At 63.5% G+C, this 21,312-nt stretch carries 26 protein-coding genes; 15 read left to right on the forward strand and 11 right to left on the reverse strand.

All coding sequences use genetic code 11. The features are described 5' to 3' along the window. Nucleotides 1-2: 2 nt before the first annotated feature. Complete coding sequence (locus FJW04_RS26155; protein ID WP_015318408.1) at nt 3-2,195, forward strand: RNA degradosome polyphosphate kinase; 2,193 nt, start codon at nt 3-5, stop codon at nt 2,193-2,195. Continuing rightward, nucleotides 2,195-3,730, forward strand: coding sequence for an exopolyphosphatase (gene ppx, locus FJW04_RS26160; protein WP_015318407.1), 1,536 nt, complete (start codon nt 2,195-2,197; stop codon nt 3,728-3,730). Before FJW04_RS26155 ends, ppx begins: the two co-directional genes overlap by 1 nt. On the opposite strand, the gene FJW04_RS26165 is transcribed toward ppx, so the two are convergent. The 4 genes from FJW04_RS26165 to FJW04_RS26180 form a co-directional block, all read right to left on the reverse strand. Then, the gene (locus FJW04_RS26165) at nt 3,731-4,153 is read right to left on the reverse strand and encodes a DoxX family protein (RefSeq protein ID WP_140717589.1); all 423 of its coding nucleotides are present in this window, start codon (nt 4,151-4,153) and stop codon (nt 3,731-3,733) included. A gap of 225 nt (nt 4,154-4,378) precedes the next feature. After that, a complete protein-coding gene (locus FJW04_RS26170; RefSeq protein ID WP_140617164.1) occupies nt 4,379-4,801 on the reverse strand; it encodes a DoxX family protein in 423 nt (140 codons plus the stop codon). 177 nt (nt 4,802-4,978) lie between these two features. Continuing rightward, nucleotides 4,979-6,376, reverse strand: coding sequence for a class II fumarate hydratase (fumC, locus tag FJW04_RS26175; RefSeq protein ID WP_140617163.1), 1,398 nt, complete (start codon nt 6,374-6,376; stop codon nt 4,979-4,981). Between the two features lie 156 nt (nt 6,377-6,532). Beyond that, the gene (locus FJW04_RS26180; protein ID WP_140717591.1) at nt 6,533-7,012 is read right to left on the reverse strand and encodes a cupin domain-containing protein; all 480 of its coding nucleotides are present in this window, start codon (nt 7,010-7,012) and stop codon (nt 6,533-6,535) included. A gap of 105 nt (nt 7,013-7,117) precedes the next feature. Here FJW04_RS26180 and FJW04_RS26185 point away from each other — a divergent pair, with 105 nt between their 5' ends. Then, nucleotides 7,118-8,083: a LysR family transcriptional regulator gene (locus FJW04_RS26185; protein ID WP_140717593.1), complete on the forward strand. Its 966-nt coding sequence runs from the start codon at nt 7,118-7,120 to the stop codon at nt 8,081-8,083. 12 nt (nt 8,084-8,095) lie between these two features. Here FJW04_RS26185 and FJW04_RS26190 read toward each other — a convergent pair whose 3' ends face one another. Together FJW04_RS26190 and betI are read right to left on the reverse strand one after the other, a co-directional pair. Further along, nucleotides 8,096-8,869, reverse strand: coding sequence for an SDR family oxidoreductase (locus FJW04_RS26190; protein WP_140717721.1), 774 nt, complete (start codon nt 8,867-8,869; stop codon nt 8,096-8,098). 176 nt (nt 8,870-9,045) lie between these two features. Next, nucleotides 9,046-9,684, reverse strand: coding sequence for a transcriptional regulator BetI (gene betI, locus FJW04_RS26195; RefSeq protein WP_140717595.1), 639 nt, complete (start codon nt 9,682-9,684; stop codon nt 9,046-9,048). Between the two features lie 77 nt (nt 9,685-9,761). On the opposite strand from betI, the gene choX reads away from it, so the two are divergent. Continuing rightward, entirely contained in the window at nt 9,762-10,694 is a 933-nt protein-coding gene (gene choX / locus FJW04_RS26200) for a choline ABC transporter substrate-binding protein (protein WP_140717597.1), read from the forward strand. Continuing rightward, nucleotides 10,691-11,524: an alpha/beta hydrolase gene (locus FJW04_RS26205; RefSeq protein ID WP_246674022.1), complete on the forward strand. Its 834-nt coding sequence runs from the start codon at nt 10,691-10,693 to the stop codon at nt 11,522-11,524. Before choX ends, FJW04_RS26205 begins: the two co-directional genes overlap by 4 nt. Here FJW04_RS26205 and FJW04_RS26210 read toward each other — a convergent pair whose 3' ends face one another. Then, a complete protein-coding gene (locus FJW04_RS26210) occupies nt 11,525-12,364 on the reverse strand; it encodes an NIPSNAP family protein (protein WP_348642000.1) in 840 nt (279 codons plus the stop codon). It lies immediately after the preceding gene. 83 nt (nt 12,365-12,447) lie between these two features. On the opposite strand from FJW04_RS26210, the gene FJW04_RS26215 reads away from it, so the two are divergent. Next, nucleotides 12,448-13,080 (forward strand): TetR/AcrR family transcriptional regulator, encoded by a 633-nt coding sequence (locus tag FJW04_RS26215; RefSeq protein ID WP_181173060.1) that lies wholly within the window; start codon nt 12,448-12,450, stop codon nt 13,078-13,080. Nucleotides 13,081-13,146: 66 nt separating this feature from the next. On the opposite strand, the gene FJW04_RS26220 is transcribed toward FJW04_RS26215, so the two are convergent. Beyond that, nucleotides 13,147-13,332 carry a CsbD family protein gene (locus tag FJW04_RS26220; protein WP_015318399.1) on the reverse strand — a complete coding sequence of 62 codons (186 nt, stop codon included), beginning with the start codon at nt 13,330-13,332 and terminating at the stop codon, nt 13,147-13,149. A gap of 167 nt (nt 13,333-13,499) precedes the next feature. Between FJW04_RS26220 and FJW04_RS26225 the strand changes: the two genes are divergently transcribed. The 8 genes from FJW04_RS26225 (at nt 13,500) to FJW04_RS26260 (ending at nt 17,828) form a co-directional block, all read left to right on the forward strand. Further along, nucleotides 13,500-14,168, forward strand: a complete 669-nt coding sequence (locus FJW04_RS26225) for a glutathione S-transferase family protein (protein ID WP_140717601.1) — start codon at nt 13,500-13,502, stop codon at nt 14,166-14,168. Between the two features lie 83 nt (nt 14,169-14,251). Beyond that, entirely contained in the window at nt 14,252-15,004 is a 753-nt protein-coding gene (locus FJW04_RS26230; RefSeq protein ID WP_140617158.1) for an SDR family NAD(P)-dependent oxidoreductase, read from the forward strand. A gap of 276 nt (nt 15,005-15,280) precedes the next feature. Further along, a complete protein-coding gene (locus FJW04_RS26235; protein ID WP_010915421.1) occupies nt 15,281-15,490 on the forward strand; it encodes a cold-shock protein in 210 nt (69 codons plus the stop codon). A gap of 341 nt (nt 15,491-15,831) precedes the next feature. Further along, the gene (locus FJW04_RS26240; RefSeq protein ID WP_015318396.1) at nt 15,832-16,059 is read left to right on the forward strand and encodes a hypothetical protein; all 228 of its coding nucleotides are present in this window, start codon (nt 15,832-15,834) and stop codon (nt 16,057-16,059) included. Beyond that, entirely contained in the window at nt 16,059-16,466 is a 408-nt protein-coding gene (locus tag FJW04_RS26245) for a hypothetical protein (RefSeq protein WP_015318395.1), read from the forward strand. Before FJW04_RS26240 ends, FJW04_RS26245 begins: the two co-directional genes overlap by 1 nt. A gap of 1 nt (nt 16,467) precedes the next feature. Next, on the forward strand, nt 16,468-16,635 hold the full coding sequence (locus tag FJW04_RS26250; RefSeq protein WP_015318394.1) for a hypothetical protein: 168 nt from the start codon (nt 16,468-16,470) through the stop codon (nt 16,633-16,635). A 100-nt stretch (nt 16,636-16,735) separates the two neighbouring features. Continuing rightward, the gene (locus tag FJW04_RS26255) at nt 16,736-17,023 is read left to right on the forward strand and encodes a YkgJ family cysteine cluster protein (protein WP_015318393.1); all 288 of its coding nucleotides are present in this window, start codon (nt 16,736-16,738) and stop codon (nt 17,021-17,023) included. A gap of 193 nt (nt 17,024-17,216) precedes the next feature. Then, nucleotides 17,217-17,828, forward strand: a complete 612-nt coding sequence (locus tag FJW04_RS26260; RefSeq protein ID WP_140717603.1) for a LysE family translocator — start codon at nt 17,217-17,219, stop codon at nt 17,826-17,828. Between the two features lie 14 nt (nt 17,829-17,842). Here FJW04_RS26260 and FJW04_RS26265 read toward each other — a convergent pair whose 3' ends face one another. Both FJW04_RS26265 and FJW04_RS26270 read right to left on the reverse strand, forming a co-directional pair. Beyond that, entirely contained in the window at nt 17,843-18,229 is a 387-nt protein-coding gene (locus tag FJW04_RS26265; RefSeq protein WP_140717605.1) for a nuclear transport factor 2 family protein, read from the reverse strand. Nucleotides 18,230-18,246: 17 nt separating this feature from the next. Beyond that, nucleotides 18,247-18,681, reverse strand: coding sequence for an OsmC family protein (locus FJW04_RS26270; RefSeq protein WP_140717607.1), 435 nt, complete (start codon nt 18,679-18,681; stop codon nt 18,247-18,249). Between the two features lie 201 nt (nt 18,682-18,882). Between FJW04_RS26270 and FJW04_RS26275 the strand changes: the two genes are divergently transcribed. Then, a complete protein-coding gene (locus FJW04_RS26275) occupies nt 18,883-19,500 on the forward strand; it encodes a TetR/AcrR family transcriptional regulator (RefSeq protein ID WP_140717609.1) in 618 nt (205 codons plus the stop codon). Between the two features lie 98 nt (nt 19,501-19,598). Here FJW04_RS26275 and groL read toward each other — a convergent pair whose 3' ends face one another. Then, complete coding sequence (groL, locus tag FJW04_RS26280; RefSeq protein ID WP_140717611.1) at nt 19,599-21,254, reverse strand: chaperonin GroEL; 1,656 nt, start codon at nt 21,252-21,254, stop codon at nt 19,599-19,601. Nucleotides 21,255-21,312 lie beyond the last annotated feature (58 nt).

The raw sequence follows: 21,312 nt of genomic DNA on the forward strand, positions 1-21,312 counted from the left end.
TCATGAACGAACTGAAGCCGGTACAGAGCGAATTCAACAATGTCGCGGCAGCGAGCCCGGAAGGCAATCCGGACCGCTTCGTCAACCGCGAATTCTCCTGGCTGCAGTTCAATCGCCGCGTTCTCGAGGAATCGCTGAACACCCATCACCCGCTGCTGGAGCGCGTCCGCTTCCTGTCGATCTCGGCCGCCAATCTCGACGAGTTCTTCATGGTGCGCGTCGCCGGCCTTGCCGGCCAGGTGCGCGAGGGGATCGTGCTGAAGAGCCCGGACGGACGCACTCCCGAACAGCAGCTCGAACAATTGCTGCGTGAGGTCGAGCGGCTGCAGGAGGACCAGCAGAAGAGCCTGTCGGCACTCACGGTGCTGCTCAACAAGGAAGGCATCGAAAGCATCACCCGTGACGCGCTGACAAAGGACGAGAAGGTCTGGCTGGAAGACCATTTCCAGGAGCAGGTGTTTCCCGTACTCACCCCGCTGTCGATCGACCCGGCGCATCCGTTCCCGTTCATTCCCAATCTCGGCTTCTCGATGGCGCTGCAACTTCGCCATCGCAAGAATGGCGAGGAGATGAGCGCGCTCTTGCGCCTGCCAGTGGCGCTGAAGCGCTTCATCCGCCTGCCGGACCGTAAGCACCATGTCCGCTTCATTCCGCTGGAGGAGGCGGTCGGCCTCTACATCGGCAAGCTCTTCCCCGGCTACGAGGTCAAGGGCTCCGGCACGTTCCGCATCATTCGTGACAGCGACATCGAGGTCGAAGAGGAATCGGAAGATCTCGTGCGCCTGTTCGAAACGGCGCTGAAGCGCCGCCGCCGCGGCTCCGTCATCCGCATCGAATTCGACAAGCTGATGCCTGGGGAATTGCGCGATTTCGTCGCCGGCGAGCTTGGCGTCTCGTCGAGCCGCATCAGCGTGCTCACCGGGCCGCTGGCACTCAGCCAGATCTCCGAGATCGTCTCCGTTCCCCGCGACGACCTGAAATTCATCCCCTACAACCCACGCTTTCCCGAGCGTATCCGCGAGCATGGCGGCGACTGTTTCGCCGCCATTCGCGAGAAGGACATCGTCGTCCATCACCCCTATGAGTCGTTCGACGTGGTGGTGCAGTTCCTGCGCCAGGCGATGGCCGACCCCGAAGTGGTGGCGATCAAGCAGACGCTTTATCGCACCTCCAACGACAGCCCGATCGTGCGTGCTCTGGTCGATGCGGCCGAAGCCGGCAAGTCGGTGACGGCACTGGTCGAGCTCAAGGCGCGTTTCGACGAGGAGGCCAATATCCGCTGGGCGCGCGATCTCGAACGCGCCGGCGTGCAGGTCGTGTTCGGGTTCCTGGAACTCAAGACCCACGCCAAGATGTCGCTGGTGGTGCGGCGCGAGGACGGCAAGCTGCGCAATTACGTCCATCTCGGCACCGGCAACTACCACCCGGTCACCGCGCGCATCTACACCGACCTGTCCTTCTTCACCACCGATCCGACGATCGCCCGCGACGTCGCCCAATTGTTCAATTTCATCACCGGCTATGCCGAGCCGACCGCGGAGATGCGGCTGGCGATCTCGCCGTTCACGCTGAGGAACCGCATCCTCCAGCACATTTCGGACGAGGTCACCCATGCGTTGGAGGGACGGCCGGCGCGTATCTGGATGAAGATGAACGCGCTCGTCGATCCCATCATCATCGATGCGCTCTACGACGCCAGCCGTGCCGGTGTGGAAATCGATCTGGTCGTGCGCGGCATCTGCTGCCTGCGGCCGCAGGTGCCGGGCCTGTCGGAAAACATCAGGGTCAAGTCGATCGTCGGCCGTTTCCTCGAGCACAGCCGAATCTATTGCTTCGGCAACGGTCATGGCCTTCCCTCGGACGAGGCGATTGTCTACATCTCCTCGGCCGACCTCATGCCGCGCAATCTCGACCGCCGCGTCGAGACCATGGTGCCGATCACCAATCCAACTGTGCATGAACAGATTCTGGGCCAGATCATGCTGGGCAACATCATGGACAATCAGCAAAGTTTCGACGTATTGGCTGATGGGACCTCCCGGCGCGTGGTGCTGGAGGAGGGCGAGGAACCGTTCAACGCGCAGGAATATTTCATGACCAATCCGAGCCTGTCGGGACGGGGTGACGCGCTGAAATCGCATGCGCCCAAGCGAATCGCCCAGTTCAAGCGCCGCAAGAAGAACGCTGCCACCTGATGCTGTCCAATTCCCAGGGCCGGCTGCAGGACCGCCGACCGCTGTCCATCATCGACATCGGCTCCAATTCGATCCGTCTTGTCGTCTATGAGGGGCTGGCGCGCTCGCCGACCATGCTGTTCAACGAAAAGATGCTGGCCGGCCTCGGCCGCGGCATCGTGTCGACGGGGAAGCTGGACCCCGAGGGGGTGGCGCGCTCGATGGAGGAGTTTCGCCGTTTCCGAGCGCTCTCCGACCAGGCAGGCGCCGAACACATGTACGTGCTGGCAACCGCCGCCGCCCGCGAGGCGATCAACGGTCCCGATTTCATCCATCGTGCCGAGGATGTGCTCAAGACCGAAATCCGTGTGCTCTCCGGCCGCCAGGAAGCGCATTATTCAGCGCTCGGCGTCATCTCCGGCTTCCACCCGGCCAACGGGATTGCCGGCGACCTTGGCGGCGGCAGCCTGGAGCTTATAGACATTGATGGCGAGGCGATCGGCGACGGCATCACGCTGCCGCTCGGCGGCCTGCGCCTGCAGGACATGGCGAAGAACTCGCTCGTCCAGGCGCAGAAGATCGCGCGCCAGGAACTGGCCCGGGCCAAGCTCTTGAAGGGCGGACAAGGCAGGACTTTCTACGCTGTTGGCGGCACCTGGCGAAACCTCGCCAGGCTGCATATGGAGATGAACAACTACCCGCTCGGCGTCATGCACCACTACGAAATATCGGCCGAAAGCGCTCAGAATTTCCTCAAGCAGGTGGCCAGGGGCGAAGTCGAAAAGGTGAGGGGTATCGAGGGCGTCTCCAAGAACCGCCGCTCGCTGCTGCCCTATGGCGCTCTCGTGCTGCAGGAGATCATGACGGCGATGCAGCCGTCCAGGATCGTCGTTTCGGCGCAAGGCGTGCGTGAGGGTTTCCTCTATTCGCTGCTCGACGCGGCCGAGCAGAAGGCCGATCCGCTGATCTCGGCCGCCGAGGAACTCGCGCTTTTGCGCTCGCGTTCGGTCCATCACGCGCATGACCTGGTCGAATGGACCGGCAAGGCCTTCAAGGCGTTCGGCATCGACGAGACGGAAGACGAAGCGCGCTATCGCCATGCCGCCTGCCTGCTCGCCGATATCGGCTGGCGCGCTCATCCGGAATATCGCGGCAAGCAGTCGCTCAACATCATTGCGCATGCATCGTTCATCGGTGTCGATCATCCCGGCCGCGCCTACCTGGCGCTGACCAACGCCTACCGTCACGATGGCGTCTTCAATGAATTGGTGGCGCCCGAAATCAGGGCGTTGGCGCCGCCGCGCCTGCTGGAGCGCGCCCGCGTACTGGCAGCGATGATGCGCGTGGTGTATCTGCTGACGGCCGCGATGCCCGGCATCATGCCGAGGCTGAAATGGGAAAGCCGCCCCAACGGCGCGCTGGCGCTGGTGCTGCCGGCCTCGCTCTCCGACCTATACGGCGAGCGCCCGGCCGGCCGGCTGGCGCAACTGGCGCGCATCACCAACCGTCGCCTGGTGCTGGCGGTCGAGGGCGGGCAGAGCGTGTCGGCGAAGTAGTCAAGTCGCGTCGGCGCCTATGCCGAAGCCGCGCCCATCGGCCGACCAGGCGCCGGCGCCGGCCATGGCAAGCGCCAGGAAACCACCCGATATCGCGATATCCTTCATCAGCATCTGCTGGTGCAGGAAGGCGAGCGCCGCATCCTCGGCGCCTTGGCCATAGTGGCCGATATAGCCGGCCGCGATGCAGAAGCCGGCCAGCAGCAGTGCCACGATCCGCGTCTGCAAACCAACGAGGATCAGCAGTCCCGCGATCAGCTCGAAAAGGCCGGTGCCCCAGGCGGCGAGCGCCGGCAGCGGCAGGCCGAGGCCGGCGAAATAGCTGGTGGTGCCGGCGATGTTGGCGAGCGCCTGGAAGCCGGACGGCACGAACAGCACGGCAAACAGCAGCCGCGAAACCAGAAGCAATGCACTGCGACCCATGGCTCCCTCCCTTGCCGGCACGGTCGCCGGCGACCATTGCAGTCTAATGCATGTCGCCCGGGAGTGTCCTTGGTCCGGGACAACGACATGCATAAAACCAGAAGCTTACAGCAGGTCGGGCGAATCCTATTCGCCGCGACGTGCTACAGGCCTGTAAGCACACAACGAAAAAGCGGCGCGGAAAATTCCGCGCCGCTCGTTTCAGGTCCTTGGGAGGAAAAAACCTCAGCCGCGCTTGGCGTCGATCGAATAGGCGCCGGCACCCGAGGAGGCCAGCAGCAGGAAACCGCCGGTGATGGCGACGTTCTTGAGGAACTGGATCATCTGCATCTGGTCGGCCCAGCCGGTGTGGGCGACCAGCCCGGTCGCGATCGTAAAGATCGCGAGCACCCAGGCGGCGATCCTGGTCTGGAAACCGACGAGGACGGCAAGGCCGCCAAGCAGCTCGATCAGTCCGACGATGACGGCCGTCGCCGTCGGCGCCGGCAGGCCGAGGCCGCCGAAATAGGCGGCGGTGCCGGAAATGGCTGTGAGCTTGCCGAATCCAGAAAGCAGGAAAATGACCGCGAGCAGGATGCGGCCGATGAGGATGGTGACAGAGCTGTTGGACGCGGTGCCGCTGCCGGCGAAGGAAGTGTTTGTGGACATGGTGGCTCTCCGAATGGGGTTGATGCCCCGTCAGATAGAGCATGCCAACTGTTCACCAAAGCCGCCTATCCGGCGACACATTGTTCACAGGAATACGTTTCTGTGAACCGGTGAAAAGCGGAAATTCATGTCGGTCGACGCGCTGGCGTGAGGATATTCTCCCGCCGAAAAATGCCTTCACCCCGGATGTGTCATGTCCTGCGGCCGCACCAGGCGGTCATAGTCGGCCTCGCTGACCAGTCCGGTTGCCAACGCTTCCTCGCGCAACGTCGTGCCTTTCTTGTGCGCGGTCTTGGCGATCTTGGCGGCGTTGTCGTAGCCGATGGTGGGCGCAAGCGCGGTCACCAGCATCAGCGAACGGTCGAGTGCCGCCTTGATGTTGTCCTCTCGCGCCTCGATGCCGACGACGCAATTGTCGGTGAAGGAGACCGAAGCGTCGGCGAGCAACTGCACCGACTGCAGGAAATTGTACGCCATCAGCGGATTGTAGACGTTGAGCTCGAAATGGCCCTGGCTGCCGGCGAAGGTCAGCGCCGCATTGTTGCCGAACACCTGCACGCAGACCTGCGTCATCGCCTCGCACTGGGTAGGGTTGACCTTGCCCGGCATGATCGAGGAGCCGGGTTCGTTTTCCGGCAGCGACAATTCGCCGAGGCCCGAGCGCGGGCCGGAGCCAAGGAAACGGATGTCGTTGGCGATCTTGAACAGTGCCGCGGCCGCGGCATTGATGGCACCGTGCGAGAACACCATGGAATCATGTGCGGCGAGCGCCTCGAACTTGTTCGGCGCGGTGACGAAGGCAATGCCGGTAATGGCGGCGATGCGATCGGCCACCCGCTCGGCGAAACCGACCGGCGCATTGAGGCCGGTGCCGACGGCGGTGCCGCCCTGCGCCAGTTCCTGCAGGCCGGGCAGCGTCTGCTCGATGCGCTTGATCGAGGAGGCGACCTGCGCGGCATAGCCGGAGAATTCCTGGCCCAGCGTCAGCGGCGTGGCGTCCTGCGTGTGGGTACGGCCGATCTTGATGATATGGTTGAAGTCCCGGCTCTTGGCGGCGAGCGCCTTGTGCAGGTGGTGCAGCGCGGGGATCAGGTCATGCTCGATCCGCTCGGCGCAGGCGATGTGCATGGCCGTCGGATAGGTGTCGTTCGAGGACTGGCTCATATTGACGTGGTCGTTGGGGTGCACCGGCTTCTTCGAGCCCATGACGCCGCCCAGCATCTCGATCGCGCGGTTCGAGATCACCTCGTTGGCGTTCATGTTGGACTGCGTGCCCGAGCCGGTCTGCCAGACCACCAGCGGAAAGTGGTCGTTGAGCTTGCCGTCGATGACCTCTTGCGAGGCCTCGATGATCGCCTTGCCGATGGCCGGATCGAGCCGCTTGAGTTCCATGTTGGCTTCCGCCGCCGCCCGCTTGACGATGCCCAGCGCGCGCACGATTGAAGCCGGCTGCTTCTCCCAACCGATCTTGAAATTGCCGAGGGAACGCTGCGCCTGGGCGCCCCAATAACGGTCGGCGGCGACCTCGATGGGGCCGAACGTGTCGGTTTCGGTTCTCGTCTTTGGCGTGCTCACGGCAAGGCTCCGGTCTGTCGATTTGGGCAACGGCGTATCGCGTTGCACAAATGGCTTCAAGCGGAGAATAACGCGGCAGCGGATGCAAATCGGTTGAAGATGCTTCCGATCTCTCCCACTGGAACCCTTGGAGGAGAGATCGGCGGCTTCGCGTTCTCAACTCAAGGGCGAACCGACAATATCGATGCCATTTTCCGCGCAGATCCGCACCAGAGCCTCGATCATCTCGGGCGTCGGCTCGGACAGCGGCGGCAATTCCGGCTGTCCGGCGGGGCGGCTCGCCTGACGCAGCATCGTCTCGAACCCGCGGCCGCGCGTGACGGTCAGAGCGCGCGCACCTTCTGGAGATTCGACCCTGTATGTGTGCGGCAGGCCTTTCGGCGCAATGAGGGTCTCGCCGGTGCCAGCGACCCGCTCCTGTCCGTCGATCCGAACGCGCAGCTGTCCTTCTAGGATATGAAACACCTCGTCTTCGTGCCGATGCACATGCAGCGGCGGAGAATCGCCATGGGGCATGCTGTGCTCGACGACACAGATGCCGTCCTCGCCCTCCGCCGACGATATCCGAATTGCAACCAGTGTGTTGTTGAACCAGAAGAGTTCCTTGCCTGTAATGGTCCCGACGGTCATTGTCATGGTTCTTCCTCCTTTGTTGCCCTCGGACGGGTCGCGGTCGGAAGGATCTGATCAGGTGCATGCCGCCGATGGAAATCCAATGATCATATGGGGCGGATTGATACCATGAATTTAAATGCGCTCGACCTCAATCTGGTCAGGGTGCTCGATGCGCTTTTGCGCGAACGAAGCGTGACGCGCGCCGGCGAGCAGATCGGGCTGAGCCAGCCCGCCGTGAGCGCCGCGCTCAATCGCCTGCGTCATGTCCTCAACGACCAGTTGTTCGTGCGGCGCGGCAACGACATGGTGCCGACCCCGCGCGCCGAAAGCCTGACGGAGCCGGTGCGCGCCGCACTGCGCGAGATCGAACGCGCCTTTCATTCGGCGCATTCGTTCAATCCGGCGGAACTTGAGCGAACCTTCACGCTCATGGGGGCGGACTTCTTTTCCATGCTACTGATGCCGACACTGGCGGTGCGCGTCGCGGCTATCGCGCCGCATGCGTCGTTACGGTTTCTCGATAGCGCGCGAGGCGATGTTTCGCGTCTGCTCCAGGACGATGAAATCGATGTGGCTCTCGAACGTCCGCTGGAGGTCTTGGACTGGGTCTCCAGCGTACCGCTGTTCCATTCGCCATTCGCAATCATTGCGGCGCAAAACAATGCTGCGATCAGACTGGCGGGGATCGCAGGGGGCGAGCCTATTCCGCTTGAGCTTTTTTGCGAACTGCCGCACGTTCTTCGCTCTATCGACGGCTCGATGTCGGGCTCCACCGACGAGGCGCTCCGCAAAATCGGGCGAAGCCGCCGTGTAAGCCTGGCACTGCCTCACTTTCAGGCTGTCGCGTTGGCCGTCGCAAACGGAAACTACCTTTCCGCGGTTCCCAGGCAGTTCGCGGTTTGGGCAGCCAAGACCCTGCCTCTCGCCATCTTCGAGCCGCCACTTCCCATTGCCGTTCCTGAAATCAGGATGTACTGGCACGCACGCCGAGACGACGAGCCCCCTCATCGCTGGATTCGCCTTCAGATCCTGGACGTTGTGGGCGCTCTTGGATTTGTGGAAAGCGCCGTTGGTGAAGTTGCCGCGCCATAGCGGCCAGGCAGTTCACCCCGCCGTGTAGCCGCCGTCGACGGCAAAGATGCCGCCACTGGTCCAGCCAGCCTCGTCGCTGGCGAGATAGATCGCCATGCCGGCGATGTCTGCGGGTCGACCGATGCGGCCCAATGGGTAGCTGCGTTCGACATAGGCTGTCAGTTCCGCCTGTGCCTCGACAGGCAGGTTGTCCACGGTCTTGCGCCGCATGGCGGTGTCGACCGTGCCGGGTGCGATTGCGTTGACGCGGATGCCGCGCGGACCGAGTTCGAAGGCCAGCGATTTGGTCAGCGAGTTCAACGCGCCTTTGGACAGGGAGTAGAGGCTTGATGGCCGCTTCGGGATCATCTTGTTGGCGAAATAGGAGGAGATGTTGATGACGGATGCACCTGCACCGAGATGCGGCAGCAGCCCCTGGGTGAGGAAGAACGCCGCCGTCACATTGAGCGCGAAAGATTGCTGGAACTGTGCCTCGCTGACACTCTCGAACGGCACGAGATAGGCGACACCGGCATTGTTGACGAGAACGTCGAGTGGCCGGCCGGATTCTTTCGCCTGCTCGACGACCGCTGCGAGGCCGGGGCTGGTGGCGAGGTCGGCCGACAATGTCGCCACCATGCCTGTCGAGCCGAGGGCCGTCAGCTTCTGGCGAGCGGTGTCGAGTTTGCCCGCGTCGCGGCCGACGATCAGGACATCGGCACCCTCGTTCAGGAATGCCTCGGCGATCGCCAGGCCGATGCCGTCCGATCCGCCGGTGATCAACGTCCGCTTGCCCTGAAGCCTCATCACGCACATCACCATGCGTTTGCCATCAAACAGAGGGATCGCACCGCATGTCCGTGACGGGGTCAAGTCATCAGGCTATCCCAGGGTATGAACTTCGGCCGGCGTCCGGCGCGAGCGCCCGACGGCTGGCCTGAGACCCGTCGCAGCGCGAAAACCGGATGACGTGCGGGTCGGTTTCACGCGCTGGCGGTGGAGCGCTCCTGAGTAGCCAGCCGCGCGGCGACATAGCCCTTGACCTGCCGGATCGCCTGTTCGCGCGAGACGCTGCCCGGCTGCAGGCCGAGCCGAAGCCAGAGTCCGTCGATCAAGGCCGTGACGCCAAGCGCGATGTCGTCGGCCTCGTTGGGTGAGGCGAGGCCGCGCAGGCCGGACAACAGATTCGAGCGCATGCGCCCATGGATCACCTTCTGGATGCGCGCCAGCTTTTCATCGCGCGGCACCTCGGCGCAGAGCGAAAGCCAGGCATGGCATAGAGGCGGCAGGAAGAGATGCTCCTCGAAATTGCCCTCGATCACCGCGTCCAGGCGTTCCATCGAAGTCCGCGCCCGGCGAAGCCTTGCGACCACCGCGTTGCATAGGACTGCGTTGGCCTCGCGCATCGCGTGCTCGAACAATTCCTGCTTATTGCGGAAATAGTGCAGCACGATGCCTTTGGAGGCGCCTGCATGGGCGGCGACTTTTTCCAGCGTCGCCCCCGCAATGCCTTCGCGCTCCAGAACCGCGAAGGCCGCCTGGCGCAATTCCTTTCGGCGTATGTCGCCAAGGCGTTTCAGTTTCACGGGATTGTTCCATGCCTCACGAATCCACCTTGACATTTTCGCCCCGCGAGATCAATCATTGACCAATGGGACAATAAAAAGACCGGTGGGTCAATACGATGAGGAGAACGGAAATGGTGCGTATCCTTGCAAGCTGTCTGGCCGCGCTGGCCTTGGCCTCGCAGGCTGCCCGGGCGGCCGACGCCGAGCAATGCCGTGTGGTCCGCATGGCCGAGCCTGGCTGGAACGATCTCGCTTTCACCACGGGTGTGGGCAATGTGCTCCTGCAAGCGCTCGGCTATCAGCCACAGAGCGAGGTGCTGGGCATCAACGTCATCTACGAAGGCATGAAGAACCGGGATCTCGACCTGTTCCTGGGTTACTGGGACCCGGCGATGGTCACCTATTACGAACCCTACAAGAAGGACGGCTCGATCGAGAATGTGCGTGTCAATCTCGTCGGCGCCAAATACACGTTCGCCGTACCGACCTATGTCTGGGAGGCAGGGGTCAAGGACGTCTCCGACCTGCACAAGTTCGCCGACAAGTTCGGCAAGAAGATGTATGGCATCGAGCCCGGCTCCAACCAGCTGATGATGGACGCCATCGCCGATCCGGCCTTCGGCCTCGATGGCTGGCACGTGGTCGAGTCCAGCGAAGCCGGCATGCTGTCGGAGGTCGGTTACGAGATCAAGGAGAAGCAGTTCATCGTCTTCCAGGGCTGGGCGCCGCATCCGATGAATACCATGTACGACTTCAAGTATCTGACCGGCGGCGACAAGTTCTTTGGCCCGAATTTCGGCGCCGCGACGGTGACGACGCAGGTCCGCAAGGGCTACCTGCAGGAATGTCCTAACGTGGCGCAGTTCCTCAGGAACCTGGTCTTCGACATCGACTTCGAGAATGTCGGCATGGGCTACCTCATCAATGACGGCATGAAGCCGGAGGACGGGGCGCTGAAGGCGATCACGCTGAACAAGAACCGTCTCGATGCCTGGCTCGCCGGTGTCACGACTTTCGATGGCAAGCCTGGTCTTGCCGCCGTCAAGGAGAAGCTCGGCCTGTGAGACCGCCAGACGCCTTGCCCATCGCCTGTGTGGAACAGAACGCCTGGGCTGGTCGCAAGCAATGGGTCAATATCGGCGATCTCGACATCGCCTATGTCGAGATCGCCGGCGCCGGGCCGCCGCTGTTGCTGATCCATGGTTTCACCGACACCAGCCTCAGCTTTTCGCTGCTGGCGCCGCATCTGGCTGGCCGCCGGCTGATCATGCCCGATCTGCGCGGCCATGGTGCCTCGCAGGCGGGCGGCGGCTACCGCGTCGCTGATTTCGCCGAGGATATTGCCGGGTTGATCCGGCATCTGCGGCTGGACCGGCCTATCGTCGTCGGTCATTCGCTGGGCGGCATGGTGGCAATTGCATTGGCCGCCCGGCAGCCGGACTTGATCGGAGGCCTGGTCGTGCTGGCCAGCACGCTGAAGCCCGGCTTCACGCCGGACCATGCGTTGCCGGTCGGCATCCTGGCCTTGCACGATCCGATATCGCCGGCCGACCCGTTCTTTGCCTGGTGGCATGCGTGCCAAACCTCGGTGCCGCGGACGTTCCTCGCGGGCCTGGCGACGGAAGCTTCCGCCATGCCTGCGGCCCGCTGGCGTGCCATTCTGGAGGAAGTCCGCATCACCGACCTGACCGCCGAGGCACGGGCCGTGCGGGCCAAGGCACTGATCATCGCCGGCGCCTGCGATCCGCTATTCGACGAGCCGCACCAGCAGGCCTTGGCCGACGCGCTGACCGGATCCCGTCTCGTCTGGGCGCAAAATTGCGGTCACAATCCCCATTGGGAGGACCCGGCCTTTGTCGCCTCGGCGATGGCGGGACTGCTGTCCGGCCGCTGATCACCGCAACAGCGATCGGGCCGTGGGCACCAGCCGCAACGTTTCGGCCGGCTTAGTGCTAATGCCCTGCATGTTCTGGCCAAGTGCCTGCCACGCCGGCGAAGTGGCGAGGCGATGGCTGGCGTGGGCATCGCCGTCGGGGAAGCCGGCAACGGTGATAAAGACGTTTTCGCCGGCGCGCACGGGTAGCCGCGGGAAGGTGTTTGCGGCCGGCTCCGTCAGGAAGGCGCCAAGCAGACGCGCGCCGGTCTGGGCAAGCCGCGCAACCATCTCCGCCCGGAAGCGCCCGGCGAAGTCGGCGCCGATGCCCGGCCGTAAATGATGAATCGAAATCTCAACCAGGCCGGGCAACCCGCTCCGTTCGCTTGTGCTTTTGACCATGTCGGCCATTGGCCGGCGCAATCCCGACAGATCGAAGCCGGCATCCGGCCACGCCGGCCGCAGCAGCAGCACGTCGTCGGAATCGATCATCGTCGCGTTGGCCGCGTCGCGGTGCGCCGCCCATACGGGGCCGTCATAAAACGCGCTCAGAGCATGCTTGCGCGCATCCATGCTTTCGAAACCGCGCATCCAGACGAACATATCGGGGCGGTCCAGGTCGCGGAACTGGCCGATGATAGTCATCCCCGCGTCTTCCTGGCTTTCGATGAACTGCGTGTCGAAGATATCGATCAACGTTTCGCGCCGGCCGGGCTTCAACGTGTACTGCCGCAATTCGACGATCGGCGAGGCCAGTACCGCCGGCTTAGGCGTGGCATTCGGGATCGGGCTCATCCGCGGGTTCTCCAAAACAGGTTGATCGTCCTGTTTATAAACAGACCGGTTGCCCTGTTTTGTCAACATGCTATCCTTTTACAATGTCAGCAGAGCTCAACACCCGGCCAGGGCGAGTCCGAGGCAAACGCATCAACGACCCCGAAGGCATGCGCCGCAAAGTGCTCGATGTCGCCGAGGCAGCGTTTCAGGCACGCGGCTACCATGCTTCCAGCCTCGGCGACCTGATGGCGGCGGCAGGCGTCAGCGGTGGCGCGTTGCATCATCATTTCCCGACCAAGAAGGCGCTGGCGCTGGCGGTCATCGACGAGCGCGTGGCGGCGGCGGTCGAGGAGACGTGGATCGCGCCGGTGCGGCAGGCTGCTTCGGCCCGCGAGGGCGTGCGTCAAGTGTTCGACGCCGTGGCGGCGGAACTGGAACGGCAAGGTTTCGTGCGCGGCTGCCCCCTCAACAATCTGGCCCATGAACTGTCGCTCGCCGATCCCGAATTTCGGAATGCCCTTGCCGGCGTCTTTTCGGCATGGCGCCAAGCGATCGCCGACAAGATCAGGGCCGACCAGCGGGAGGGCAGGGAGCAAGGCACGGATCCCGAGCATTTTGCGGTGTTTGCGGTCGCCGCCTACTCCGGCGCCATGTCGATGGCCAAGACGGCGCAGGACGCCGGCCCGTTGCGCGATTGCCTAGCGGCGCTGGAGCGGAGCGCCTCGCAAGCGGCATCATCGCAGGGCGAGCCGGTGGCGCGGCGACGTCGCAGGGTGCTGCGCCGGCATGGCGGCATTTGAGGCAGGTGGATCGCTGGGCCCACTTTGTGGCTGACGTGAAAAGGGCCGCTCGACGCGGCCCTTTCCTCAGCGGTCAAGCGATTTCTTGACCTTGTCCTTCGCGTCGCCATAGGCCTTCTGCACCTTGCCGGTGGCCTTGTCGGCCATGCCTTCTGCCTGCGTCTGCCTATCGCCGGTCACTTTGCCGGCGGCTTGCTTGACCGAGCCTTTTACCTGCTTGGCCGCACCGGCGACCTGATCCTTGTTCACCATTTTCGCATCTCCCGGGTTTGGTTCGCCTTGGCAAACGAGCCGGCACGGTTTCGGTTCCGCCAGCCGCCGCTTATGTCGGCGAAACAGGGTGTCTTTCGGGCGCCGCGCCGGCAGGCTAGGGTGCCGGCCAGCGCACTCCGCAAGGAGCAAACCGCCAAGGGGGACAAATGTCGGAATTCACGCTCTATATCGGCAACAAGTGCTTCTCGTCCTGGTCGCTCAGGCCCTGGGTGGCGATGCGGCACCTGGAGATACCGTTCGAAGAGGTCTTGGTGCGGCTGCGCACCCCCGAAACCGCCGCCAACCTGGCGAACGTGTCGCCGACAGGTCAAGTCCCTGTCTTGGTTCACAAGCCCTTGAACCACACTGGCGGAATGGTCTGGGAAACCCTTGCCATCCTTGAATACCTCGCCGATCTCTTTCCGGAGAAAAAGCTCTGGCCGGCCGATATCGGCGCCCGGGCGCTGGCGCGTTCGGCGGCGACCGAGATGCATTCCGGTTTTCGCGAAGTCCGCTATGGCTGGCCGATGAATTTGCGGCGGCCAAAGGGCCACAAGCCACTCGACGCCGAGGGCGAGGCGCAACGCGCCCGCATCGAGGCGCTGTGGCGCGAGTGTCGCGAGAAACACGGCAAGGGCGGCCCGTTTCTGTTCGGCCATTTCACCGCGGCCGATGCCATGTATGCGCCTGTCGTCACCCGCTTCGATACCTATGGTGGGGATCTGGCGCCCGATACCAGGGCCTATGTCGACGCCATCCTCGCGCTGCCGGCGATGCGCCAATGGTATGCGGAAGCGGCGAAGGAGCCGTGGCCGGAGCCGGGGCCGGATGAATAGGACCCGTCTGCGAAGCGGTCTTCCCCGTTGACCGGGACGGCCTATCTAGGAGCATTGGCGCGGCGCCCTTTGGAGATGTTGCAATGACCGTTTCTTCCATGCTTGCCGGCAAGGTTGCTCTCGTCACCGGCGCTTCCTCGGGCATTGGCGAGGCGACGGCTGCGGCACTGGCTGCTGCCGGGGCAAGGGTGGCGGTCGCCGCCCGTCGGGTCGATAGGCTCGAAGCTCTGGCCGCCCGCATCGAAAAAATCGGCGGAACGGCTTTGCGCATCGAGGCCGACGTCACCAGCAATGACGATGTCGCGGCCATGGTCGGGAAGGTGGTGGCCGAATGGGGTCGGCTAGACATTCTTGTCAACAATGCCGGCGTGATGCTGCTCTCGCCGGCAGCGGAGGCAACGCTCGATGACTGGCGCCATATGGTGGAACTCAACCTGCTGGCGCTGATGGGCGTCACCAAGGCGGCGCTGCCGCATCTCAAGGCTGCCAAGGGCCATATCGTCAATGTCTCGTCGGTCGCCGGCCGCGTCGCCAATCCCGGCGCCAGCGGTTACGCGGCGACGAAATTTGGTGTCGTCGGTTTTTCGGAATCACTGCGGCGCGAAGTCTATGCCGACAAGGTTCGCGTCACCGTGATCGAGCCGGGCCTGGTGCGCACAGAGCTTGGCGACCATATCACCAACGCTGCCTCGAAGGCGGGGCTGGACCAGCGCCTCGCCACGATGGAAGCGCTGACCGCCGAGGATGTCGCCGCCGCCATCCTCTATGCCGTCGGCCAGCCGGCGCGCGTCAGCGTCAACGAGATCGTCATCAGACCGACCGACCAGGAACGCTGAGCGGCCGCCGGCAACGCTCAGGTGCGGGCGCTTGTTCAGCATGGACGTTGGCCAGATGACGTCCTTTCAGGCGTCGAATTCTCGGATCGATGGCGCAACATTTGACAGGCGTCTGAAACACGCGTAGAAGAAAGTCGTCGATATTTGTTTGACTGACTTTTGTTATCCGCGCTTCCGGGCGCGCCTTTGACGAACTTCCCACATCAAAAATCGAGACAAACGGCGTTGTGCATCCGCATGACGGCGAACGAATATTTGCCATGGAAAGGGTTCGTCATGAGCACCGGCACAGTCAAGTGGTTCAACGCCACCAAGGGTTTTGGTTTTATTCAGCCTGACGACGGCTCCGCCGACGTTTTTGTCCACATCTCGGCCGTGGAACGCGCCGGTATGCGCGACATCGTCGAGGGCCAGAAGCTCGGCTACGAGATGGTCCGCGACAACAAGTCGGGCAAGATGTCCGCCGACCAGTTGAAGGCGGCCTGAAGAAAGAATTCAGCCGTCCCGGTGACCACGGATGTACTGGCACTGGTGAACGGCGAATTGGGGCGCATGGCTACGGGAACTTGAGTTTCCACGGCTTCTGCTGCCCATCAGGAGCTGCCTTGTGCATCCAGTTGGATGCGCGGCGCTCCCAGGGAAGGTCAGGCGGTGCCTGGCCTTTTTCATTTTACGCTTGTTGCCGCCGAAAATGCGCTGCGCATTGGGCTGAACGTGCTAAGGGACGCTCCAGCATCTTGAATCCGCTGCCGCATCGCTTTGTGCATGGTCCCGACCGAAGACCGGTCTCGTCCTATCGGCACCAGGCTCCTGACAGGAGAAAGATTTTGACCGCCCATTCGAAGACAGCCGTCGATCCGGCCGTGTCGCTGTTCAGCAAGACGCAAACCCAGTCGATGTCGCTTAACCGCATCATTTCCGAGCGCGATGCCGTCAGCGAAGCGCGGGAAGCCAAGACCGCGCGCCTGCGCGAGCTGCGGCTGGAGAAAGAGGCCGACGAGATGGCGGCCGCCGCGGCACTCGCGGCGCTGCCGAAACGAGCCGGAAAACGCTGATGGCCACCAAGCGCGTACCGCAAACGCCAATCGCGGCCGATGCGACCATCGCCGACATGGTCGAGACCCTGGACAGGCCGGTCGAATATGTCCGGCGCGTGCTGGAAAAGCTCGAACGCTGCAAGCGCGCCCATGGCGATGCCCAGGTGCGCGTCGGCGTGCGCGGCCGGGCCGAGTGCCCGAACTACCTCATCGAGTATGTCCGCGAAGACGCCAAGACCCATGAGCGTGTCACCTATCAGGATGCCGCCTATAGCGGCAGCACGCATCGTGAGCTGGCCGCGCACCACATCGCGGAAGCCAGGAACTGGTCGCCCGAGGAAATGAACATCACGGCGGTTTCCGCGTTGATCGGCCGCTTGCGCAATCCGCGCGCACCATCATCGCGTTTCGCCGACGAGGATTGAAATGGCCATAAAATTCTCCGCCAAGGATCAGCCGGCAGCGCCGGCTCCCGCCGCAAAGCCGGCCAAGCCGGTTGCCGCGCCGAAGGCCGCCGCCGCCGACCAGGCAGCGACCGATCTGTTCAAGTCGCCAGCGGACGCACCGAAGGGCAAGACCGGCAAGAAGAAGTAGCGCCTTGCCGCGGGACGCCGATCGCAATCTCGCCGCGCCGGGGCCGTTTGCCCAGGCAGCCACGACCAGCCTGCCGTCGGCACAACCAGGCATCGCTCCTATGTTCGATTGCCAGAGCTGCGGCGCGTGCTGTTCCTATTCAGCCGAGTGGCCGCGCTTTTCGACAGAGGACGATGCGCAGCTCGACCGCATCCCGGAAAAATACGTGGCGGCAGACCTGTCGGGCATGCGCTGTGACGGCGTGCGCTGTTCGGCCCTGTCTGGCGAGGTCGGCAAGTCGACCGCCTGCACCATCTATGACCTGCGCCCGGATGTCTGCCGCGCCTGCATGCCTGGCGACGACGAGTGCCTGATGGCGCGCCGGGCGCTCGGATTTTCCACCTCTTAGCGGCGGCTTTGCTGGCGGCGAATGCATGTCGCCCGGAAGTGTCCTCGGTTCCGGGACAACGACAAGCATAAAATCAGAAGCTTACAGCGGGTCGGCGAATCCTATCGCCGCGACATGCTGTAATGACTGTCGCTTGTGCGCACCCCGCTTGCTGGCTAGGCTGCGTCAGGGTAGGGCGCCGGAGGAAATCATCGTGAGCATCGAATTTCTGTTGACGTCGCTGATCGTCGTGGCTTCGCCGGGCACCGGCGTACTCTATACGCTGAGCGCCGGGCTTTCGCGTGGTGCGCGGGCCTCGATCATTGCCGCCTTCGGCTGCACGCTCGGCATCATCCCGCATATGGCGGCTGCCATCACCGGCCTGGCGGCCCTGCTGCACACCAGTGCTGTCGCCTTCGAGACGCTGAAATATCTCGGCGTCGCCTATCTGCTCTACATGGCCTGGAACACGCTGAAGGAAAAAGGCGGCCTGAGCGTCGACGACAATGTCGCGCCTCGCTCGGCCGGCAAGGTGATCGCCACCGGCATCCTCGTCAACGTGCTCAATCCGAAACTGTCGATCTTCTTCTTCGCCTTCCTGCCGCAATTCGTCAGCACCACGGAAACCAACGCACTGTCGAAGATGCTGGAGCTCAGCTCGGTCTTCATGCTTTTGACCTTCGTGGTTTTTGTCGGCTACGGCATCTTCGCGGCGTCGATCCGCAGCCATGTCGTGTCGCGGCCAATGGTGTTGACCTGGATGCGCCGGACTTTTGCCGGCGCCTTCGTCATGCTCGGCGCCAAGCTGGCGCTGGCGGATAGGTGATCGAGGCGCTTAGTCTAGCGCTTGACATAACCCATCGCCTCGACGATCCGCCCGTCCGCGACGCGCATCAGGTTGACGCGGCGCAGCGAATTGCCGTCGGCCATCCAGTAGCGCCAGCGGATCGTGGCGCGGTCGCCGGCCACGAAAGTCTCTTCGAGGTCGAAGCGCGTCCCGGGTGCGGTGGCGATCGCCGACCACAGCTCAACGCAGGTCGCCTTGCCGGCGCGGCGCGCGCCGTCCGGCGCCGGCGTGGTGTTCTCGATCACGCAGTCCTGCGCCACCAGATCGTCGAGAGCCGAGGGATCGTGACGCTGGAACACATCGTTGTAGCGCCGCATGATTTCAGCTGTTTCGCCGGAGCGGTTGGCCGTGTTGATGTCGATGATTAATTCCTGGGTCATGCGATTTCTTCTTCCGTTCAGTGACTTATGAGGTTCGCTTTCAGCGTGATCGTGGCGACGCCGGCCAGCGCCCGCGAGACGAGGCATCCCGCCTTGGCCGACTGCGCCAGCCGCTCGAAGTCGGCGGCGGGGAGCCTCGGGACGTTCGCCTCCGTCTCCAATTCAATGCGGGTAATCGTCGGCCCGGCCGCGGTGGCGCCCAGATGCACCTTGGCGGTCGTGTGGATGTCGCTTGCGACATGACCTTCACTGCCGAGGACGGCGGTGAGCGCCATCGAGAAGCAGCCGGCATGGGCGGCCGCGATCAGTTCCTCCGGATTGGTGCCGGGGCCGTTTTCGAAGCGGGACGGGAACGAGTAGGCGCCCTCGAACACGCCGCTGCCCAGCCTGAGCCGTCCGGAACCTTCCTTGAGCGGGCCGTGCCATTCGGCCGATGCTTCGCGAATTGTCATTGCTGTCTCTCCTCTGCTTGATGAAATGAAGGCTCCGCGACCGCTTCCTCATGCATCACGAGCCAGGCCGCCGTCTTGCCCTTTCCGCCGATACTCATCCATCTCTGCCTCCGAAATATGTAGACCGATTTACATATTATGTAGACCGGTTGTCATATTTCGGGCAAGCACTTATAGTGCGCGCTCCTGACAGAGGTTGACATGGCGACGGACACACGCACGCGGATGATCGAGGCGACGGCACTGCTATTGCGGCGGCGCGGCTATCACGGCACGTCGCTCAACGACATTTTGAGCGCCAGCGGCGCACCCCGCGGCTCGCTCTATTTCCACTTCCCAGGCGGCAAGGACCAACTGGTGGTCGAGGTGACGCGCGCCAGCGTCGCCGAGGTAACCGAGCGTCTGGGCGCGGCTTTGGCCGCCGAACGCGACCCTGCCGTCGCCGTCCATCACATCTATCAGTCGGTGGGACGCATGCTGGAAGACAATGAGTTCTCACTCGGCTGCCCGGTCGCGCCGGTCGTGCTGGACTCGCCAGGCGATGTGCCCGACCTTGTCGAACTGTGCCGCTCGGCCTTCGAACAGTGGATCGGCTTGCTGCGTGAGGCTTTCGTCAGGGCAGGAGTGCCCGAGCGTCGCGCGCAGGCGCTGGCGCTGCTGGCCGAGTCTTCGCTGGAGGGCTTGATGGTGATTGCCCGCGCCACCCGCGACCGTTCATCGCTCAACGCAGTGGCCGATGAGGTGGCCATCCTTATCGAGCAGGCCGTGCTCGCCGGCAAGGTGGCACAGCGGGCGGAGACGCCGCTGTCTGACCGCTAGTCCCAACTGACTGTGGTGGAGCACCAGCCTCAAGACGAAAAGAAAAGGGCGACCTCGAGGGCCGCCCTTCGGTAGCTGAATGCAGATGGAAGCGTGGATTAGAAGTCCATGCCGCCCATGCCGCCCATGCCGCCGCCGCCCATGCCGCCAGGCATGCCGCCGCCAGCCGGATCCTTCTTCGGAGCTTCGGCGATCATGGCTTCGGTGGTGACGAGCAGGCCGGCGACCGAGGCCGCGTCCTGGAGGGCCGTGCGCACGACCTTGACCGGATCGACGATACCCATGACGATCATGTCGCCATATTCGCCGGTCTGGGCGTTGTAGCCGAAGGTCGCGCCCTTGTTCTCAAGGATCTTGCCGGCAACGATCGAGGCTTCCGCACCAGCGTTGGCCGCGATCTGGCGGGCCGGAGCCTGCAGCGCACGACGAACGATGTTGATGCCGGCGGCCTGGTCGGCGTTGACGCCGGTCACCTTGATGTTGGCCGAAGCGCGCAGCAGGGCAACGCCACCGCCAGCAACGATGCCTTCTTCCACGGCCGCGCGGGTCGCGTTGAGGGCGTCATCGACGCGGTCCTTCTTTTCCTTGACTTCGACTTCCGTCGCACCGCCGACGCGGATCACCGCAACGCCGCCGGCGAGCTTCGCCAGACGTTCCTGCAGCTTCTCCTTGTCGTAGTCCGAGGTGGTCTCCTCGATCTGCTGCTTGATCTGGGCGACGCGGCCCTGGATCTCGGCTTTCTTGCCGGCGCCGTCGACGATGGTGGTGTTCTCCTTGGAGATCGACACCTTCTTGGCGCGGCCGAGCATGTTGAGGCCGACATTCTCGAGCTTGATGCCGAGGTCTTCCGAAATGACCTGGCCACCGGTCAGGATGGCGATGTCTTCCAGCATGGCCTTGCGGCGATCACCGAAGCCCGGCGCCTTGACGGCGGCGATCTTCAGGCCACCACGCAGCTTGTTGACGACCAGCGTGGCGAGCGCCTCGCCTTCGACGTCTTCCGAGATGATGAGCAACGGCTTCGAGGTCTGCACGACGGCTTCGAGGACCGGCAGCATCGCCTGCAGGTTGGAGAGCTTCTTCTCGTGCAGGAGGATGTAGACGTCCTCCAGCTCGGCAACCATCTTGTCGGCGTTGGTCACGAAATAGGGCGAGAGATAGCCGCGGTCGAACTGCATGCCTTCGACGACTTCGAGTTCGGTCTCGGCGGTCTTGGCTTCCTCAACCGTGATGACGCCTTCGTTGCCGACCTTCTGCATCGCTTCCGCGATCATCTTGCCGACCGACTCGTCGCCATTGGCCGAGATCGTGCCGACCTGGGCAACTTCCTCGGAGGTCTTGATCTTCTTGGCGGCCTTGCCGAGAGCAGCGACCACTTCGGTGACGGCCAGATCGATGCCGCGCTTCAGGTCCATCGGGTTCATGCCGGCCGCAACCGACTTGTGGCCTTCCTGGACGATCGACTGCGCCAAAACGGTCGCGGTCGTGGTGCCGTCGCCGGCGATGTCGTTGGTCTTCGAAGCAACTTCGCGGACCATCTGCGCGCCCATGTTCTCGAACTTATCTTCAAGCTCGATTTCCTTGGCGACGGTGACGCCGTCCTTGGTGATGCGCGGGGCGCCGAACGACTTGTCGATGACGACGTTGCGGCCCTTGGGACCGAGCGTGACCTTCACCGCGTCGGCGAGGATGTTGACGCCGCGCAGCATGCGCTCACGGGCATCGCGAGAGAATTTTACGTCTTTGGCAGCCATGTTTTAGCTCCTGGCAGGGGCTCGGATAGAGCCCGAAAAATTCAAGTTGAGGGTGAGG

It is taken from the genome of Mesorhizobium sp. B2-7-3 (assembly GCF_006440715.1).
GTDB lineage: Bacteria > Pseudomonadota > Alphaproteobacteria > Rhizobiales > Rhizobiaceae > Mesorhizobium > Mesorhizobium australicum.

Excerpts from the sequence above, each read along its gene's own strand:
- FJW04_RS26220 (WP_015318399.1), bottom strand. The coding sequence starts at position 13,332 with ATGGTGAACAAGGATCAGGTCGCCGGTGCGGCCAAGCAGGTAAAAGGC.
- FJW04_RS26255 (WP_015318393.1), top strand. The coding sequence starts at position 16,736 with ATGTTCGATTGCCAGAGCTGCGGCGCGTGCTGTTCCTATTCAGCCGAG.
- FJW04_RS26170 (WP_140617164.1), bottom strand. The coding sequence starts at position 4,801 with ATGTCCACAAACACTTCCTTCGCCGGCAGCGGCACCGCGTCCAACAGC.
- FJW04_RS26245 (WP_015318395.1), top strand. The coding sequence starts at position 16,059 with ATGGCCACCAAGCGCGTACCGCAAACGCCAATCGCGGCCGATGCGACC.
- FJW04_RS26230 (WP_140617158.1), top strand. The coding sequence starts at position 14,252 with ATGACCGTTTCTTCCATGCTTGCCGGCAAGGTTGCTCTCGTCACCGGC.
- FJW04_RS26265 (WP_140717605.1), bottom strand. The coding sequence starts at position 18,229 with ATGACCCAGGAATTAATCATCGACATCAACACGGCCAACCGCTCCGGC.
- FJW04_RS26180 (WP_140717591.1), bottom strand. The coding sequence starts at position 7,012 with ATGACAATGACCGTCGGGACCATTACAGGCAAGGAACTCTTCTGGTTC.
- choX (WP_140717597.1), top strand. The coding sequence starts at position 9,762 with ATGGTGCGTATCCTTGCAAGCTGTCTGGCCGCGCTGGCCTTGGCCTCG.
- FJW04_RS26185 (WP_140717593.1), top strand. The coding sequence starts at position 7,118 with ATGAATTTAAATGCGCTCGACCTCAATCTGGTCAGGGTGCTCGATGCG.
- groL (WP_140717611.1), bottom strand. The coding sequence starts at position 21,254 with ATGGCTGCCAAAGACGTAAAATTCTCTCGCGATGCCCGTGAGCGCATG.
- FJW04_RS26275 (WP_140717609.1), top strand. The coding sequence starts at position 18,883 with ATGGCGACGGACACACGCACGCGGATGATCGAGGCGACGGCACTGCTA.
- FJW04_RS26155 (WP_015318408.1), top strand. The coding sequence starts at position 3 with ATGAACGAACTGAAGCCGGTACAGAGCGAATTCAACAATGTCGCGGCA.
- FJW04_RS26225 (WP_140717601.1), top strand. The coding sequence starts at position 13,500 with ATGTCGGAATTCACGCTCTATATCGGCAACAAGTGCTTCTCGTCCTGG.
- FJW04_RS26250 (WP_015318394.1), top strand. The coding sequence starts at position 16,468 with ATGGCCATAAAATTCTCCGCCAAGGATCAGCCGGCAGCGCCGGCTCCC.
- FJW04_RS26270 (WP_140717607.1), bottom strand. The coding sequence starts at position 18,681 with ATGACAATTCGCGAAGCATCGGCCGAATGGCACGGCCCGCTCAAGGAA.
- FJW04_RS26190 (WP_140717721.1), bottom strand. The coding sequence starts at position 8,869 with ATGAGGCTTCAGGGCAAGCGGACGTTGATCACCGGCGGATCGGACGGC.
- FJW04_RS26235 (WP_010915421.1), top strand. The coding sequence starts at position 15,281 with ATGAGCACCGGCACAGTCAAGTGGTTCAACGCCACCAAGGGTTTTGGT.
- ppx (WP_015318407.1), top strand. The coding sequence starts at position 2,195 with ATGCTGTCCAATTCCCAGGGCCGGCTGCAGGACCGCCGACCGCTGTCC.
- FJW04_RS26165 (WP_140717589.1), bottom strand. The coding sequence starts at position 4,153 with ATGGGTCGCAGTGCATTGCTTCTGGTTTCGCGGCTGCTGTTTGCCGTG.
- FJW04_RS26215 (WP_181173060.1), top strand. The coding sequence starts at position 12,448 with ATGCGCCGCAAAGTGCTCGATGTCGCCGAGGCAGCGTTTCAGGCACGC.
- betI (WP_140717595.1), bottom strand. The coding sequence starts at position 9,684 with ATGTCAAGGTGGATTCGTGAGGCATGGAACAATCCCGTGAAACTGAAA.